Source organism: Tenacibaculum piscium (assembly GCF_021390755.1).
In the GTDB taxonomy this organism is placed as follows: Bacteria; Bacteroidota; Bacteroidia; order Flavobacteriales; family Flavobacteriaceae; genus Polaribacter; species Polaribacter piscius.
The window spans coordinates 277687-293593 of record NZ_JAJGWR010000004.1 but is presented as its reverse complement, the minus strand read 5'-3'; the positions used below and the strand labels follow the sequence as shown (position 1 = coordinate 293593).

General features: G+C 31.8%; 15 protein-coding genes. 8 read left to right on the top strand and 7 right to left on the bottom strand.

Annotated features, from left to right (window positions below):
* Positions 1-46: 46 nt before the first annotated feature.
* The 6 genes from L0U72_RS09175 to L0U72_RS09150 form a co-directional block, all read right to left on the bottom strand.
* Positions 47-973, bottom strand: coding sequence for a UDP-3-O-(3-hydroxymyristoyl)glucosamine N-acyltransferase (locus L0U72_RS09175; protein ID WP_233898947.1), 927 nt, complete (start codon positions 971-973; stop codon positions 47-49).
* A 38-nt stretch (positions 974-1011) separates the two neighbouring features.
* The gene (gene efp, locus L0U72_RS09170) at positions 1012-1578 is read right to left on the bottom strand and encodes an elongation factor P (RefSeq protein ID WP_233898946.1); all 567 of its coding nucleotides are present in this window, start codon (positions 1576-1578) and stop codon (positions 1012-1014) included.
* A gap of 98 nt (positions 1579-1676) precedes the next feature.
* Complete coding sequence (gene lpxA, locus L0U72_RS09165) at positions 1677-2462, bottom strand: acyl-ACP--UDP-N-acetylglucosamine O-acyltransferase (protein WP_101917389.1); 786 nt, start codon at positions 2460-2462, stop codon at positions 1677-1679.
* A gap of 6 nt (positions 2463-2468) precedes the next feature.
* Complete coding sequence (locus L0U72_RS09160) at positions 2469-3857, bottom strand: bifunctional UDP-3-O-[3-hydroxymyristoyl] N-acetylglucosamine deacetylase/3-hydroxyacyl-ACP dehydratase (protein WP_101917390.1); 1389 nt, start codon at positions 3855-3857, stop codon at positions 2469-2471.
* Positions 3850-4890 carry a UDP-3-O-(3-hydroxymyristoyl)glucosamine N-acyltransferase gene (lpxD, locus tag L0U72_RS09155; RefSeq protein WP_101917392.1) on the bottom strand — a complete coding sequence of 347 codons (1041 nt, stop codon included), beginning with the start codon at positions 4888-4890 and terminating at the stop codon, positions 3850-3852. The genes L0U72_RS09160 and lpxD overlap by 8 nt, the downstream gene beginning before the upstream one ends.
* Before the next feature lie 61 nt (positions 4891-4951).
* Positions 4952-6265: an HD domain-containing protein gene (locus L0U72_RS09150; RefSeq protein WP_233898945.1), complete on the bottom strand. Its 1314-nt coding sequence runs from the start codon at positions 6263-6265 to the stop codon at positions 4952-4954.
* 175 nt (positions 6266-6440) lie between these two features.
* On the opposite strand from L0U72_RS09150, the gene porX reads away from it, so the two are divergent.
* The 4 genes from porX to L0U72_RS09130 all read left to right on the top strand — a co-directional run bounded on the left by porX (position 6441) and on the right by L0U72_RS09130 (position 10447).
* Positions 6441-8030, top strand: a complete 1590-nt coding sequence (gene porX / locus L0U72_RS09145) for a T9SS response regulator signal transducer PorX (RefSeq protein ID WP_233898944.1) — start codon at positions 6441-6443, stop codon at positions 8028-8030.
* Positions 8031-8365: 335 nt separating this feature from the next.
* On the top strand, positions 8366-8782 hold the full coding sequence (tsaE, locus tag L0U72_RS09140; RefSeq protein WP_101917398.1) for a tRNA (adenosine(37)-N6)-threonylcarbamoyltransferase complex ATPase subunit type 1 TsaE: 417 nt from the start codon (positions 8366-8368) through the stop codon (positions 8780-8782).
* Between the two features lie 57 nt (positions 8783-8839).
* The gene (locus L0U72_RS09135) at positions 8840-10036 is read left to right on the top strand and encodes an alanine dehydrogenase (RefSeq protein ID WP_233885219.1); all 1197 of its coding nucleotides are present in this window, start codon (positions 8840-8842) and stop codon (positions 10034-10036) included.
* A 39-nt stretch (positions 10037-10075) separates the two neighbouring features.
* Positions 10076-10447: a DUF4258 domain-containing protein gene (locus L0U72_RS09130; protein ID WP_233898943.1), complete on the top strand. Its 372-nt coding sequence runs from the start codon at positions 10076-10078 to the stop codon at positions 10445-10447.
* Between the two features lie 98 nt (positions 10448-10545).
* On the opposite strand, the gene L0U72_RS09125 is transcribed toward L0U72_RS09130, so the two are convergent.
* Entirely contained in the window at positions 10546-12744 is a 2199-nt protein-coding gene (locus L0U72_RS09125; protein ID WP_233898942.1) for an ATP-dependent DNA helicase RecQ, read from the bottom strand.
* Between the two features lie 144 nt (positions 12745-12888).
* On the opposite strand from L0U72_RS09125, the gene L0U72_RS09120 reads away from it, so the two are divergent.
* The 4 genes from L0U72_RS09120 (at position 12889) to lptB (ending at position 15859) form a co-directional block, all read left to right on the top strand.
* On the top strand, positions 12889-13896 hold the full coding sequence (locus L0U72_RS09120) for a KpsF/GutQ family sugar-phosphate isomerase (RefSeq protein WP_193700151.1): 1008 nt from the start codon (positions 12889-12891) through the stop codon (positions 13894-13896).
* Between the two features lies 1 nt (position 13897).
* Positions 13898-14719: a twin-arginine translocase subunit TatC gene (gene tatC, locus L0U72_RS09115; RefSeq protein WP_233885212.1), complete on the top strand. Its 822-nt coding sequence runs from the start codon at positions 13898-13900 to the stop codon at positions 14717-14719.
* Positions 14694-15047, top strand: a complete 354-nt coding sequence (locus L0U72_RS09110) for a carboxymuconolactone decarboxylase family protein (protein WP_101917408.1) — start codon at positions 14694-14696, stop codon at positions 15045-15047. The genes tatC and L0U72_RS09110 overlap by 26 nt, the downstream gene beginning before the upstream one ends.
* Positions 15048-15124: 77 nt before the next feature.
* Positions 15125-15859, top strand: a complete 735-nt coding sequence (lptB, locus tag L0U72_RS09105) for an LPS export ABC transporter ATP-binding protein (RefSeq protein ID WP_101917410.1) — start codon at positions 15125-15127, stop codon at positions 15857-15859.
* The last annotated feature ends 48 nt before the right edge of the window (positions 15860-15907 follow it).

The following is a 15907-nucleotide window of genomic DNA, read 5'->3' as shown; positions in this document are numbered from 1 at the left end:
TGTGCTTCACAAAAGTAATCGTTTGATATTGATTTGTGAAAAATTTTTAGTTGTTTTTTTGTTCTTTTAAGAAACGTTTTATTCCAGCCATTTCTTTTAACTTTTCTCTAGATTCTGAAATTGGAGTTCCAAAATAGGTTTTTCCTCCTGCCACAGATTTTGTAACGCCTGTTTGCCCAAGGATTATCGCTTTTTTACCGATAGTAATACCACTATTAGTACCGACTTGTCCCCAAATAGTAACCTCATCCTCAATAATAACACAACCTGCAATACCTGTTTGCGAAGCAATTAAACATTTTTTACCAATAATCGTATCATGTCCAACATGTACTTGATTGTCAATTTTTGTTCCTGCACCAATCGTGGTATCACCTGTTACGCCTTTATCAATCGTACAAGAAGCACCTAGAGTTACATTATCTTCTAAAATAACACGTCCACCAGAGATTAATTGATCAAATCCTTCAGGTCTATTTTTATAATAAAAAGCATCCGCTCCTAAAACCGTATTAGCGTGAATGATAACATTATCACCAATAATCGAATTACTATAAATCGTTACATTCGGATGAATAATACAATTTTCCCCAATAATTACATCATCTCCAATAAAAACATTTGGCTGAATAATAGTTCCTTTTCCTATTATTGCAGTTTCAGAAATACTTTCTTTAGATGCTATAAACGGATTAAAATGAATCGTTAATTTATTAAAATCAGCAAAAGGATCCTCAGAAATTAATAATGTTTTTCCAACGGGACAATCCACTTTTTTATTGATTAAAATAGTCGTTGCCTTCGAATTTAATGCTTTTTCATAATATTTTGGATGATCGACAAAAACAATATCTCCTTCCGCTACAACATGAATTTCATTAATTCCCTTTATAAGAAAGTTTTTATCGCCTACAAATTCCACCTTTAATAAAGAGGCTATTTGAGCTAATGTTTGTGGTTTTTTAAATTTCATTATTCTAAAAAGAGATTCCCGTAAAAACGAGAATATATTTATTCTTTAACACGTTCTTGATACGTTCCTTTAGTCGTTTCGACTTTAATTTTATCACCTTCGTTGATAAAAAGTGGTACATTTACAATAGCTCCAGATTCAACCGTTGCTGGTTTTGTAGCATTTGTCGCCGTATTTCCTTTTACACCAGGTTCGGTATGAGTAACCTCTAGAATTACACTTGCAGGCATATCCACAGATAATGGCATTTCATCTTCAGAATTGATAATAATCGTAACGACTTCACCTTCTTTCATTAATTCAGGTGCATCTAAAGCACTTTTTTCTAAGGTAATTTGAGAATAATCTTCTTGATTCATAAAGTGAAACGTTTCACCTTCTTTATATAAATATTGAAATTTATGTGTTTCAACTCTTACATCATCAATTTTTCTTCCTGAAGGAAAGGTGTTATCAACGACTTTCCCATTGGTTACACTTTTTAATTTTGTTCTTACAAAAGCAGGTCCTTTTCCTGGTTTTACATGTAAAAATTCAACAACTTTATAAATATCGTTGTTGTATCTCATACATAATCCGTTTTTAATATCTGATGTTGTAGCCATTGTATTTATTATATTTGATATAAAGTTTACAGCCTTTTAACAGGCGTATAAACTTTTTTAATTAGTTTTGATTATTTTTAAGCGTACTATGATTGATTTTAATTTGATTTAAAATATCCTTTCATAATTCCACGATGCGAATCTTTTATAAATTGAATAATTTCATCACGTTCAGAGGTTGCTTCCATTTCAGCTTCAATAATATCAATTGCTTGTGAATTATTATAGTTTTGTTGAAATAATATTCTAAAGATATCTTGAATTTCTCTAATTTTTTCGATGGAATATCCTCTTCTACGCAGTCCTACGGAATTTATTCCTACATATGATAAAGGTTCACGTGCTGCTTTTACATAAGGTGGCACATCTTTACGAACTAAAGAACCTCCTGTTACAAAAGCGTGGCTTCCTATCGATGCGAATTGATGTACTGCTACCATTCCTGCTAATACGACATTATCTCCGACAGTTACATGTCCTGCTAAGGTGGTATTATTAGAAAAAATACAATTATCTCCCACCAAGCAATCGTGAGCAATATGACAATATGCCATTATTAAACAATTATCTCCAATAACTGTTTTCATTCTATCGGAAGTCCCTCGATTGATGGTAACACATTCTCTAATAGTTACATTATCACCAATAACAACGGTTGTTTCTTCGTCATCAAATTTTAAATCTTGTGGTATTGCCGATATTACAGCACCTGGAAAAATTCTACAATTTTTACCTATACGCGCTCCTTCCATGATAGTAACATTAGAACCTATCCAAGTTCCTGAACCGATTTCAACATTAGAATGTATGGTTGTAAAAGGTTCGATGACTACATTTCTAGCAATTTTTGCTTGTGGATGTACGTATGCCAGTGGTTGATTCATAAAGTTTTATTTTTTTGCTATTTGTGCCATTAATTCGGCCTCTACAACCACTTTGTTATTTGCATATCCGTATGCTTTCATATGACAGATTCCTCTTCTAATAGGTGTTATCAAATCACATTTAAAAGTTAATGTATCGCCAGGAAGCACTTTTTGTTTAAATTTAACGTTATCCATTTTCATAAAATACGTTAAATAATTTTCAGGATCTGGTACGGTATTTAAGACTAAAACGCCTCCACATTGTGCCATGGCTTCTACTTGTAAAACGCCAGGCATTACAGGTGCTCCAGGGAAATGACCCGTAAAAAAAGGTTCATTCATGGTTACATTTTTCATTCCTACAACATGCGTATCAGATAATTCTAAGATACGATCTATCAATAAAAATGGTGGTCTGTGTGGTAAGATTTCCATTATTTTATGAATATCCATCAATGGTGGTTTATTCAAATCATATTGAGGAACATTGTTTCGTCTTTCTAATTTGATAATTTTCGCTAATTTTTTAGCAAACATGGTATTTATCAGATGTCCAGGTTTATTGGCGATAATTTTTCCTTTTATACGGATACCAACTAAGGCTAAATCTCCTATAACGTCTAATAATTTATGACGTGCAGCTTCATTTTGCCAGTGTAATTCTAAGTTATTTAAAATTCCGTTAGATTGTATTTTTATTTCTTCTTTATTAAAGGCTTTTTTTAATTTTTCAGTAGTATTTGCTGATAATTCTTTATCAACATATACGATTGCGTTATTTAAATCGCCCCCTTTAATTAAATTATTATCGAGTAACATCTCAATTTCATGTAAGAAACTAAAGGTTCTTGCTTCAGATATTTCTTCTTTAAAATCGGAGATTGTATTTAAGGTTGCATTTTGCGTTCCTAAAACTTGCGTACCAAAATCTACCATAGTAGTTACTTGATACTCATCGGCAGGCATTAAAATAATTTCACTTCCTGTTTCTTCGTCTTTATAGCTAATAATTTCTTTAACCTCGTATTCTACGATTTCGGCATCTTGGGTAACAATTCCTGCTTCTTCGAGTGCTTTTACAAAATATTTTGAAGAGCCGTCCATAATTGGAGGTTCTGAAGCGTTCAATTCGATAATTAGGTTATCTACTTCCAAACCGACAGCCGCAGCTAAAACGTGTTCTGAAGTTTGAATTTGTACGTCTTTATACTCAAAATTTGTACCTCTTTGGGTATTGGTTACGTATTCTGCTTTCGCTTGAATTTTTGGCGAACCTTCTAAATCTACCCTAACAAAGGCGTATCCATGATTTACGGGTGCAGGTTTTAAAACCATTGTTACTTCATTTCCTGTATGCAATCCTACACCAGTTAATGTAATTTCGTTCTGTATTGTTTTTTGTTGCTTACTCATTTTTTATTTTTTGAGCATTTAACTCTTTTTCTATTTTATCTATTTTTGATGCTAATTTTGGTAAATTTTTAAAGTAAACGTATGATTTATTGTAATCATTATATGCAAAAGCGGGTGTTCCTTGTACGACATCGTTATTTTTGATGCTTTTTCCGATACCCGATTGTGCTTGTATGCGTACATTATTACCAATGGTAATATGCCCTACAATTCCTACTTGTCCACCAATCATACAATTTTCGCCAATTTTAGTAGAACCAGCAACACCTGTTTGCGAAGCGATTACGGTATTTTTACCGATTTCCACATTATGTGCAATTTGTATTTGATTATCGAGCTTTACGCCTTTTCTGATAATTGTTGCTCCTAGCGTTGCTCTATCAATCGTTGAATTAGAGCCGATATCTACATAATCTTCAATAATTACATTTCCTATTTGCGGTATTGTTTTGTATTCTCCTGTTTCTGTGGGTGCAAAACCGAATCCATCAGAACCGATAACACAACCTGAGTGAATCGTACAATTTTGACCGATTATCGTTTCAGAATATATTTTTACACCTGCAAAAATGGTGGTATTATCACCAATTTCAGTATTATCACCAATATAGCAATTTGGATAAATTTTAACATTTTCACCAATATTGACATTTTCACCGATATACGCGTATGCACCGATATATTCTTGATCGCCAATAATAGCAGATTCATGAATAAAGTGCGGATTTTCACGTCCTTGTTTATTATTTTTTACTTCATTATAGAATGCTAATAATTTGGTAAAAGATTGATAGGCATCGGTAACTTTTATTAAGGTTGCTTGAATTTCTTTTAAAGGTTCAAAGCTTTTATTAACAATAACTACGGATGCTTTTGTGTCATATATATAGGAATTATATTTCGAATTCGATAAAAAACTTAAAGACCCTTGTGAGCCTTCTTCAATTTTAGAGAGTTTGGAAACTGTTATTTCAGGATTCCCTACGACTTCCCCTTCTAAAATGCCTGCGATTTGTTCTGCTGTAAATTTCATTGAATGCAAAAGTAATATTTTTTGTTTAATTACTTCTTATTAGCGTTGTTTATCAATTAAACTAAATTATTTTTTTAGGATAACACAGGTAATATTTAAGTACGGGTTTCGATAATGCTTTCAAATTTAGTTGATTTGACGCTTTTTCGATATCCTTTAATTTTCTTTTTTTGGTGTATATTTTTATGGGGATTTCGGTATTATACGCCAGATGTGTTATTTTTTTTGAGAAAACAAAATAGGTTGTTATTGCTTTTTTATTTTCTTCTATGTTTTGTGCTATATTTTGTTTTATGTTTTCTTGTGTATTTTCTTGTGTATTTTTTAGTTTTAAAAATTTCGATTCAACTTTTGATACTACTTTTTCTTGAATTTTTTGTATATATTTTTCTTTAAAAGGCGTGTCTTGAATTTCAATTTTCAATAATTTTCGATGGATAATCATTTTTGCCAAAGACGAAAGTACAAAATCGGAATGATGTACCCATTCTTTTATGGCAGTCATTACGTCATAATCGTCTAATTCCGCAAAAATAGGCAAGGTTTCTTTTGAAAAATTTTCTTCGGATATTTTATGGTATAAAAAATAATGTAACGCCCTACTCGCAGGAATTTCTATACCTTTTCCGGCTAATTCTTTGGCTCTTTTCAGGACATTTACCAGCGTATTTTCGGCAACCAAACAGGTTTTATGCAAATACACTTGCCAATACATAAAGCGTCTTGCAATAATGAATTGTTCCACCGAATAAATACCTTTTTGTTCGATAACTAATTCATCATTTACGACATTCATCATGGTAATTAAGCGGTCGGAAGAAATATTTCCTTCGGTAACTCCTGTATAAAAACTATCTCTTTTCAGATAATCTAACCGATCAATATCTACTTGACTTGAAATTAATTGATATAAAAATTTCCGAGGATGTTTACCTTCAAAAATTTCGATGGCAAGACTTAATTTCCCATCAAATTCTTCATTTAAAGCGTTCATAAATTTCAAGGATATTTCCTCATGAGAAATCCCGCTAACAATACTATGTTCTAAGGCGTGTGAAAAAGCACCGTGTCCAATATCGTGCAATAAAATGGCGATATACAACGCATTTGCTTCTTTATCAGAAATAGCAATATCTTTATTTCTTAAAACCCGCACCGCTTTTTGCATCAAATACATGCAACCAATTGCGTGATGAAAACGCGTATGATTCGCTCCTGGATACACCATATTCGACAATCCCATTTGTGAGACTCTTCGCAATCGTTGAAAATAACGATGCTCAATAATATCAAAAATTAAAGAATTCGGAATGCTTATAAATCCGTAAATAGGATCATTTATAATCTTTAACTTATTTGATTTTTGCTTGTTCAAAATAATAGAAATGCTTGAGTTTCTACAAAATAATCATAATTAATCTACAAAACCAAATTAACAAAAGCTTTATTAACGTATTTTTAGCTTTTTCAGATACAACAATTCCATTTTTAAGCGTTATTTTTAAGATAAAAACAAGAATCAGCAATTATAAAAATAAAAAAAGATATTTATGAGCAACATACAAATACTTTGGGTTGATGACGAAATTGATTTATTAAAACCTCATATTTTATTTTTAGAGAAAAAAAATTATAGCGTAACCACAGCAACCAACGGTGCAGATGCTATTGATTTAGTGAATGAACAAAATTTTGATATTGTTTTTTTAGATGAAAATATGCCAGGAATAACGGGTTTAGAAACACTTTCATTGATTAAACAAAAAAATGCCAATCTTCCTGTGGTGATGATTACCAAAAGTGAAGAAGAATATATTATGGAAGAAGCAATCGGTTCTAAAATTGCCGATTATTTAATAAAACCTGTCAATCCGAATCAAATATTATTGAGCTTGAAAAAAAGCTTAGAACACACACATTTAATTTCCAAAAAAACAACGTCTAATTATCAGCAAGAATTTCGCAAAATTTCTATGGATTTAGCCATGGTTAATTCCTACGAAGAATGGAGTGATTTCTATAAAAAATTAGTGCATTGGGAATTAGAACTCGAAAATATTAACGATACAGGAATGTTGGCAATTCTAGAATCTCAAAAAGCAGAAGCCAACGCACAGTTTTTTAAATTTATCAAAAAAAATTACCAAGAATCGCTTACAGGATATAACAATCCTACGTTTTCTCACACATTATTTAAAGATTTCGTAGTACCGCAACTTCCTAAAAAAGAGAATAAAAAGCAGGATGAAAAAAGTAATAAAGATAATAAAAAAGGTGTTTTATTAGTCGTTATTGATAATCTTCGCTACGATCAATATCGAGTTTTAGAACCTTTTATCAACAGATATTACAAAAAAGAACACGAAAATACGTATTACAGTATTTTGCCCACCGCTACGCAATATGCTCGAAATGCTATTTTTTCAGGATTGATGCCTTTAGAAATGGAACAAAAACATCCCGATTTATGGAAAAATGACACCGATGAAGGCGGAAAAAATTTATACGAACCCGATTTTTTAAACGCTCAAATTAAAAGATTAGGCTTAAAGATTAAGCATCAATATTATAAAATTGTATCGCTTAAAAGCGGAAAAGAACTCGCCGATAATTACAACGGTACCAAACAAAATGATTTAACCGTTGTTGTCTATAATTTTGTTGATATGATATCGCATGCCAAAACAGAAATGGAAGTGATTAAAGAACTCGCTGGTGATGATAAAGCATATCGCTCTTTAACAGTTAGTTGGTTTAAAAATTCTCCCTTATTTGAAATTATTCAAAAAGCGCAAAAATTAGGACAGAAACTAATTATAACCACCGATCACGGTACGATTAACGTTAAAAATCCGACCAAAGTTATTGGTGATAAAAACATCAGTGCTAATTTACGGTATAAAACAGGACGAAGTTTAAGTTATCAAGAAAAAGATGTCTTTGCAGTTAAAAATCCTAAGGATATTTTTTTACCAAGTATTGCTATTAATAGTCCGTTTATTTTCGCTAAAGAAGATTTGTTTTTTGCCTATCCGAACAATTATAATCATTTTGTGAAATATTTTAAAAATACCTATCAACACGGCGGAATTTCACTTGAAGAAATGATTATTCCTTGCGTTACCTATACCCCTAAATAAATTAATTGTTTAGAGCCTGTTTAAATTTCATCTGAAAAAAATATAGTGGCAAAAAATGACGGCAAGGGGTTAAAACCCCTTGTTAAAAGGAGCTGAAAATCACAAAAAAAGCTAAAAAATGTGGCAAATCAGGATGAGAAACTGAAATAAATTCCCTTTGACGCATTTTTATTTTTAAAACAAGGGGTTTTAACCCCTTGCCATGCTGTTTTGACGTTACAACAATTTTTGGAATAAAATTTAAACAGGCTCTAAATATAGATACTATTTAAGTGTTTACTATTTTTGCCTTTATACTATCTATATTAATTATATATTTTTTATCAATATTTTTTATGAACATCAATTATTCTTTAACCGATTTACCAGAAATAGCCAAAAACATCCTTGAAAAAGCACCACACAAAGTACTGCTTTTTCAAGGAGATATGGGCGTAGGAAAAACAACCTTAATCAAAGAAATTTGTAAAACTTTAGGCGTTATTGATATCGCACATTCGCCTACTTTTTCGTTGGTAAATCAGTACGAAGCTCAAAATAATACGCCTGTTTATCATTTTGATTTTTATCGAATTGAATCCGAAGAAGAAGCATACGATATGGGAATTGAAGAATATTTATACAGCAATAATTGGTGCTTAATTGAATGGCCAGAAAATGTTAAAAATTTACTACCTTTAGAGGCAGTTACTATCAAAATTGTTCTTTTAGAAAATGGACAACGAAATATTCAATTTAACACTGAAAATTAACTACAAACTCTTTAATTCAACAAAAAAACTAATAAAACTAACTAAAAAATACTTAAAATGAGTCTTATATCACCTTTTACCAAGGACGAGTTAATGCCACAACCTGAAATGCTTGAAATAAAAAAGCAAAAAGGCGAATTGTTTATCGGCTTGCCTAAAGAAACTCATTTTGAAGAAAAACGAATTTGTTTAACCCCTGACGCTGTAACAGCTTTAGTGGCTCAAGGACATCGTGTTGTGATTGAAACAGGTGCTGGAGATGGTGCTAATTATAGCGATCATTTATATTCTGAAGCGGGTGCAAAAATCGCCTATGACATTAAAGAAGCTTTTGCCTGTGCCATTGTTTTAAAAGTAGCACCTCCTTCTTTAGAGGAAATTAAAATGTTGCATCCGCAAGCGGTTTTAATCTCTACGTTGCAATTAAAAACACGTACTAAAAAATATTTTGAAGCACTTGCTCAAAAACGAATCACTGCCATTGCTTTTGATTATATGAAAGACGAACAAGGATTGCATCCTATTTTGAAATCATTAAGTGAAATTGCAGGAATTGCATCGATACATATTGCTTCGGAATTAATGACCACTTCCAACAATGGTAACGGACTCTTATTAGGAAATATTAGTGGTGTTCCACCTACAAATGTTGTTATTTTAGGAGCAGGTACTGTTGGTGAATTTGCAGCTCGTTCCGCAATTGGATTAGGTGCAAGAGTTAAAGTTTTTGATAATTCTATCAGCAAACTCAGGGATTTACAACACAGTGTGCAATCGCCTATTTATACCTCAACGATTCAACCAAAAAGTTTAAAAAAAGCCTTAATGCGATGCGATGTCGTAATTAGTGCTATCCGAGGAAAAGACCGCTCGCCTATCGTTGCCACAGAAAGTATGGTCGAACAAATGAAAGACGGTGCTGTTATTGTCGATGTCAGTATTGACCGTGGCGGATGTTTTGAAACCTCAAAAATAACCACACACAGTAAACCAACTTTTACAAAACATGGCGTAATCCATTATTGTGTACCTAATATTCCTTCGAGATATGCCCGTACCGCATCGGTTTCTATTAGTAATATTTTTATGCCATATTTATTAAATATTGCTGAAGAAGGTGGCTTTGAAAATACCGCTCGCTACCATAAAAGTTTGCGAAATAGTATGTATATCTATCATGGAATTTTAACAAACAGAACCGTAGCAGATTGGTTCGATTTACCCTATAGAGATATTAATTTATTCATTTTATAAGCGCTTTTTTGCTTACTTTTGCCGTTACAAAATTTCACTATGCAATTATTAAAACGTTTTGGTTATTATTCTATTGGATTAATTTTTGGTTCTTTAGTCGTATTATTTATTTGGAAAGGAAAAGATGTTTCTTTTGATTACGGAATGGATGCTCGTACCTTAAAAACAATCCGAATTAGAAAGCGTTTATTTTCTGATACAGCAAAACAAGTGTTAAAAACTTCGCATATCGATTCAATAACAATTGCAACTATTTTAAAAAATGGGAATGTTAATTTTGGAAAAAGTAAACCTCGTTTAGAACATTGTCCTGAATATTTTATCACAGGAAAAGACAGTCTAAAAAATATTGATTTATATATAATTCGATGTGATTCGACAAGTACTATTGATAAAATAATGATACGCTAATTTAGATTTCAATCAATATCAAAATTATAAAAAAACGCAAGACTTTAAAAATCTTGCGTTTTTTTTATGCTCTTAAATCATCAGATTAAAATAAATTTTTAATTTGCGATTTCGCTAGTGAATTTAATACGCATTAAACGTAATTCATCTTCATCATAATCGCCATCAAATTCATCTAAAGCATCTTGAATTTTATCAGTATCAGATTCCATAAAATAATCATGAATCTCCTCTTGCTGATCTTCATCTAATAGATCTTCAACAGCGTAATCAATATTTAATTTTGTTCCTGAAAATACAATGGCTTCCATTTCTTTAATCAGCTCGTGCATTGCCAATCCTTTCGATTTTGAAATATCTTCTAGTGGTAATTTTCTATCGGTATTTTGAATGATAAATAATTTTAAACCCGAATTTACGCCCGTACTTTTCACAATTAAATCATCAGGACGCATAATATCATTTTCAGCGACATAACTTGTGATAAGCTTTACAAAATCTTTTCCAAATTTTCTAGATTTCCCTTCTCCAACGCCATGAACTTTCGATAATTCTTCTAAATTCATTGGATATTTCAATGCCATATCATCTAAAGAAGGATCTTGAAAGACAGCAAAAGGAGGCACACCTAAGCGTTTCCCTACACTTTTACGTAAATCTTTAAGCATGCTAACCAGCTTTGTATCAATACTATTTCCGATAGATTTGCTAGTTGCAATAATAATTCCCGCATCATCTGTGGCATATACATGATTTTCGGTCATCATAAATGACTTCGGATTTTCAATAAACTGTTTTCCTTTTTCTGTTAATTTTAAAACACCGTATTGTTCAATTTCTTTTTTGATTAAATCGACCACCAATACTTGACGAATTAACGCCATCCAATAATGATTGTCTTTCCCTTTTCCGATTCCAAAAAAAGGTTGTGCCGTCGTTTTATGTGATTTTAACAAAGCATTTTCAGCACCAATAATCGTATTCACGATTTCTTTAGGCTTATACATTTCATTGGTATCTCTAATAATCGATAACAATGTTTTCACTTCCTCTTTGGCTTCGTGTTGTTTCTTTGGAGTTCTCATATTATCATCTAACATGGCTCCTTCTCCGTTTATTTCATCAAATTCTTCTCCAAAATAATGAAGAATATATTTACGTCTATTCATCGAAGTTTCGGCATATCCGACAACTTCTTGTAAAAGCGCATGTCCGACTTCCTGTTCGGCAACAGGTTTGTTCGCCATAAATTTCTCCAACTTCTCAATATCTTTATAAGAATAAAAAGTTAAACAATAGCCTTCACCGCCATCACGTCCAGCTCTTCCTGTTTCTTGATAATAACTTTCTAAACTTTTTGGAATATCATGATGAATTACATACCGAACATCAGGTTTATCAATTCCCATTCCAAAAGCGATTGTTGCTACGATTACATCACAATCTTCCATCAAAAACATATCTTGATGTCTGGCTCTTTTTTTGGCGTCTAACCCTGCGTGATACGGAAGTGCATTAATCCCATTTACTTGTAAAACTTGTGCGATTTCTTCTACTTTTTTACGACTTAAACAGTATATAATTCCTGTTTTCCCAAGTCGTTTTTTAATAAAACGGATAATATCTTTTTCAATATCTTTCGTTTTTGGACGTACTTCATAAAATAAATTAGGTCTGTTAAAAGATGCTTTAAAAACATTTGCATCGCTCATTCCTAAGGTTTTCAAAATATCTTCTTGTACTTTTTCAGTAGCTGTAGCGGTTAAACCAATAATTGGCACATTATCGATTTGTTTAATAATGTTGCGTAAATTTCTGTATTCTGGTCTAAAATCGTGTCCCCATTCGGAGATACAATGTGCTTCATCAATAGCTACGAAGGAAATATTTTGTCCTCTTAAAAAAGTAGCATATTCTTCTTTTACTAACGATTCGGGTGCTACATATAATAGTTTTGTAATTCCTGATTCAATATCTGCTTTTACCTGAGCTATCTCCGATTTATTTAAAGAAGAATTTAACACGTGTGCAATTCCGTGTTGTTCCGAAATTCCTCGAATAGCATCTACTTGATTTTTCATCAAGGCTATTAAGGGTGATACTACAATTGCCGTACCTTCTTTCATCAATGCTGGCAACTGATAGCAAAGTGATTTCCCACCTCCAGTGGGCATTATTACAAATGTATTTTCGTTATTTAATATACTTTTTACAACTGATTCTTGCAGACCTTTAAATTGGTTAAAACCAAAAATCTTCTTTAATGATCCGTATAACTCCGATTCCTCTATATTCATCCTCTAATATCAAAAAATTAAAAACATAAACCAATTTACAAAAAAACTTTATACAAACTAATGTAAATTTTATTTTTATTAAAAAGTTTTCTTCTTAAATATTCCTATTTTTACATTTTAAAAATTACTTAAAACTTTTTTAACTTGAAAGACGCAAATGCAATTCTCTCAACAGCAAAAGAAACCATACTTTTAGAAAGTAATGCTATCGCTAATTTAGCAAATTTATTAGATAGTTCGTTTATTGATGCTGTAAATTTTATATTCAATTCAAAAGGTCGTGTTGTGGTTACTGGAATCGGTAAAAGTGCCAACATTGCTAGTAAAATGGTCGCTACTTTTAATTCGACAGGGACACCTTCTCTTTTTATGCACGCTGCCGATGCCATTCATGGCGATTTAGGAAGTGTACAAAAAGACGATGTTGTTATTTGTTTATCAAAAAGTGGAAATACGCCAGAAATTAAAGTATTAGTTCCTTTGATTCAAAAATCGAACAATAAATTAATTGCGATTACAGGAAATCCTGAATCTTTTTTAGCAAAAAATGCTGATTTTTCACTAAATTCTTTTGTAACAAAAGAAGCTTGTCCTAACAATTTAGCACCAACTTCAAGTACGACAGCACAATTAGTTTTAGGTGATGCTTTAGCAGTTTGTTTGTTAAAACTTCGAGGATTTACCAGTAGCGATTTCGCTAAATATCATCCAGGAGGCGCTTTAGGAAAACGACTCTATTTACGAGTTTCCGATTTGATAAAAAACAATCAAGTACCTAAAGTATTTGCTTCGGATAAAATTACCAAAGTAATTATTGAAATATCAGAAAAAAGACTTGGCGTAACTGCTGTTGTTGATGATAATGACCAATTAATTGGAATTATTACCGATGGCGATATCCGTAGAATGCTTAGTAAAACAACTAAAATTGATGAACTAACCGCCAATGATATTATGAGTAAAAACCCTAAAACAATCAACGTAAATGCCATGGCTGTTGAAGCTTTGGAAGCTTTGGAAAACAATAGCATTACGCAAATTTTAGTAACTGCCGATAATTCAGCTAAAAACACAATAAATAGTAATAATAATAACGATAATTATGTTGGTGTCGTACACTTACATGATTTGATTAAAGAAGGTATCTTTTAATATGGCTGAAAAAGAAATGTCGTTTTTAGACCATCTTGAGGAATTAAGATGGCATTTAGTAAGAGCTTTTGCTTCAATTTTTATTGTTGCAATTCTTATTTTCGCAAATATAAATTTCGTTTTTAATGAAATTTTATTAGCCCATTTAAAACCCGATTTTACAACATATCAATTTTTCTGTAAGGTATTTACAAGCATCGGTATTGATAGCAATTTTTGTACTATCAGTTTTAAACAAACATTACAGGCATTAAATCCTACGCAACAATTAATGACAGGGATTTGGTCGTCTTTAATTTTAGGTTTTGTGGTCTCATTTCCGTATATATTATGGGAGTTTTGGCGTTTTGTAGCCCCTGGTTTACACAGTTCAGAAATAAAAAAATCAAAAGGATTTATTTTTATCGCTTCTTTATTATTTTTCTTAGGAATCTTATTTAGTTATTACGTTATTTTACCGATGTCGGTATATTTCTTTTACAATTTTGAAATATCGAGTGCTATTGAAAATAATTTTAAACTAGAAGCTTATATCAGCTTAATAACCAATACATTAATAGGAGTTGCTGTATTTTTTGAATTGCCTGTTATTATTTATTTCCTAACAAAAGTAGGATTGATAACTCCTGAATTTTTACGAAAATATCGTAAACATGCGCTCGTTGTAGTTTTGGTATTATCAGCAATAATAACACCGCCAGATATTGCGAGTCAAATAATTGTTTCCGTACCGATTATGATACTTTATGAAGTAAGTATCTATGTATCAAAATTTATCTTAAAAAAAGAACAGAAAAATGTCTCAAAAAGTCCAAGAGTTTAACGACTATCGAGCTAAAATGAATGATAAAATTTTAGCAAGTGATAATAAAATAATCAAACGAATTTTTAATTTAGATACCAATGCTTTTAAAGAAGGACATCTTCCTGAAAAAACAAAAGAATTACTTGGTTTAGTAGCCTCAGCGGTTTTACGTTGCGATGATTGTATCGCATATCACTTAGAAACAGCCTATAAAAATGGCGTGACCAAAGAAGAAATGATGGAAACAATGAGTATTGCAACGCTTGTTGGTGGTACTATTTTAATCCCGCATTTGCGTAAAGCCGTAGAATTTTGGGAAGCTTTAGAAGAAAATAAAGAACTATAATTCCAATTTTTAGCATTATTTATAGCGTTTTATGCTCTATAAATAATGCCGAAAATTATCAATTGATTACCCATAAAATGAAATTAAGAGCAGATAACATACAAAAACTATACGGTAAACGAAAAGTTGTAAAAGGAATTTCCTTAGAAGTAGAACAAGGTGAAATTATCGGACTTCTTGGTCCTAACGGTGCTGGAAAAACAACTTCTTTTTATATGATTGTCGGCATGATAAAACCCAACGATGGTCGTATTTTTTTAGATGATGAGGAAATTACAGAAGATGCCATGTATAAACGTGCTCAAAAAGGAATTGGCTATTTAGCACAAGAAGCCTCTGTTTTTAGAAAATTATCGGTAGAAGATAATATCATGGCGGTTTTGGAATTTACTGACCGAAATAAATCGGAAAGAAAACAACGTTTAGAAGAATTAATTGATGAATTTAGTTTAGGACACGTTCGTAAAAATCGGGGTGATTTACTCTCTGGAGGAGAACGCCGTAGAACAGAAATTGCGCGTTGCCTTGCCTCCGATCCTAAATTTATTTTATTAGATGAACCTTTTGCTGGAGTCGATCCAATTGCTGTGGAAGATATTCAAGGAATTGTTGCGAAGTTAAAAACCAAAAATATTGGAATTTTAATTACCGATCACGATGTACAAGCAACACTCGCGATTACCGATAGAACCTATTTAATGTACAACGGAGGAATTTTAAAAGAAGGAACTCCCGAGGAATTAGCCGAAGATGAAACCGTACGTCGTGTGTATTTAGGAAAAGATTTCGAACTTAAAAAGAAGAAATTTTAAACGAATTTAATCAAAAATCACAAAAAAAACCAATTTGTCTATTTTTTA

Bases quoted from the DNA above. Each gene is read 5' to 3' on its own strand.
- tatC (WP_233885212.1), top strand. From the start codon at position 13,898: ATGGCTGAAAAAGAAATGTCGTTTTTAGACCATCTTGAGGAATTAAGA.
- lpxA (WP_101917389.1), bottom strand. From the start codon at position 2,462: ATGAATCAACCACTGGCATACGTACATCCACAAGCAAAAATTGCTAGA.
- L0U72_RS09125 (WP_233898942.1), bottom strand. From the start codon at position 12,744: ATGAATATAGAGGAATCGGAGTTATACGGATCATTAAAGAAGATTTTT.
- L0U72_RS09130 (WP_233898943.1), top strand. From the start codon at position 10,076: ATGCAATTATTAAAACGTTTTGGTTATTATTCTATTGGATTAATTTTT.
- L0U72_RS09175 (WP_233898947.1), bottom strand. From the start codon at position 973: ATGAAATTTAAAAAACCACAAACATTAGCTCAAATAGCCTCTTTATTA.
- efp (WP_233898946.1), bottom strand. From the start codon at position 1,578: ATGGCTACAACATCAGATATTAAAAACGGATTATGTATGAGATACAAC.
- porX (WP_233898944.1), top strand. From the start codon at position 6,441: ATGAGCAACATACAAATACTTTGGGTTGATGACGAAATTGATTTATTA.
- lptB (WP_101917410.1), top strand. From the start codon at position 15,125: ATGAAATTAAGAGCAGATAACATACAAAAACTATACGGTAAACGAAAA.
- L0U72_RS09160 (WP_101917390.1), bottom strand. From the start codon at position 3,857: ATGAGTAAGCAACAAAAAACAATACAGAACGAAATTACATTAACTGGT.
- lpxD (WP_101917392.1), bottom strand. From the start codon at position 4,890: ATGAAATTTACAGCAGAACAAATCGCAGGCATTTTAGAAGGGGAAGTC.
- L0U72_RS09135 (WP_233885219.1), top strand. From the start codon at position 8,840: ATGAGTCTTATATCACCTTTTACCAAGGACGAGTTAATGCCACAACCT.
- tsaE (WP_101917398.1), top strand. From the start codon at position 8,366: ATGAACATCAATTATTCTTTAACCGATTTACCAGAAATAGCCAAAAAC.
- L0U72_RS09110 (WP_101917408.1), top strand. From the start codon at position 14,694: ATGTCTCAAAAAGTCCAAGAGTTTAACGACTATCGAGCTAAAATGAAT.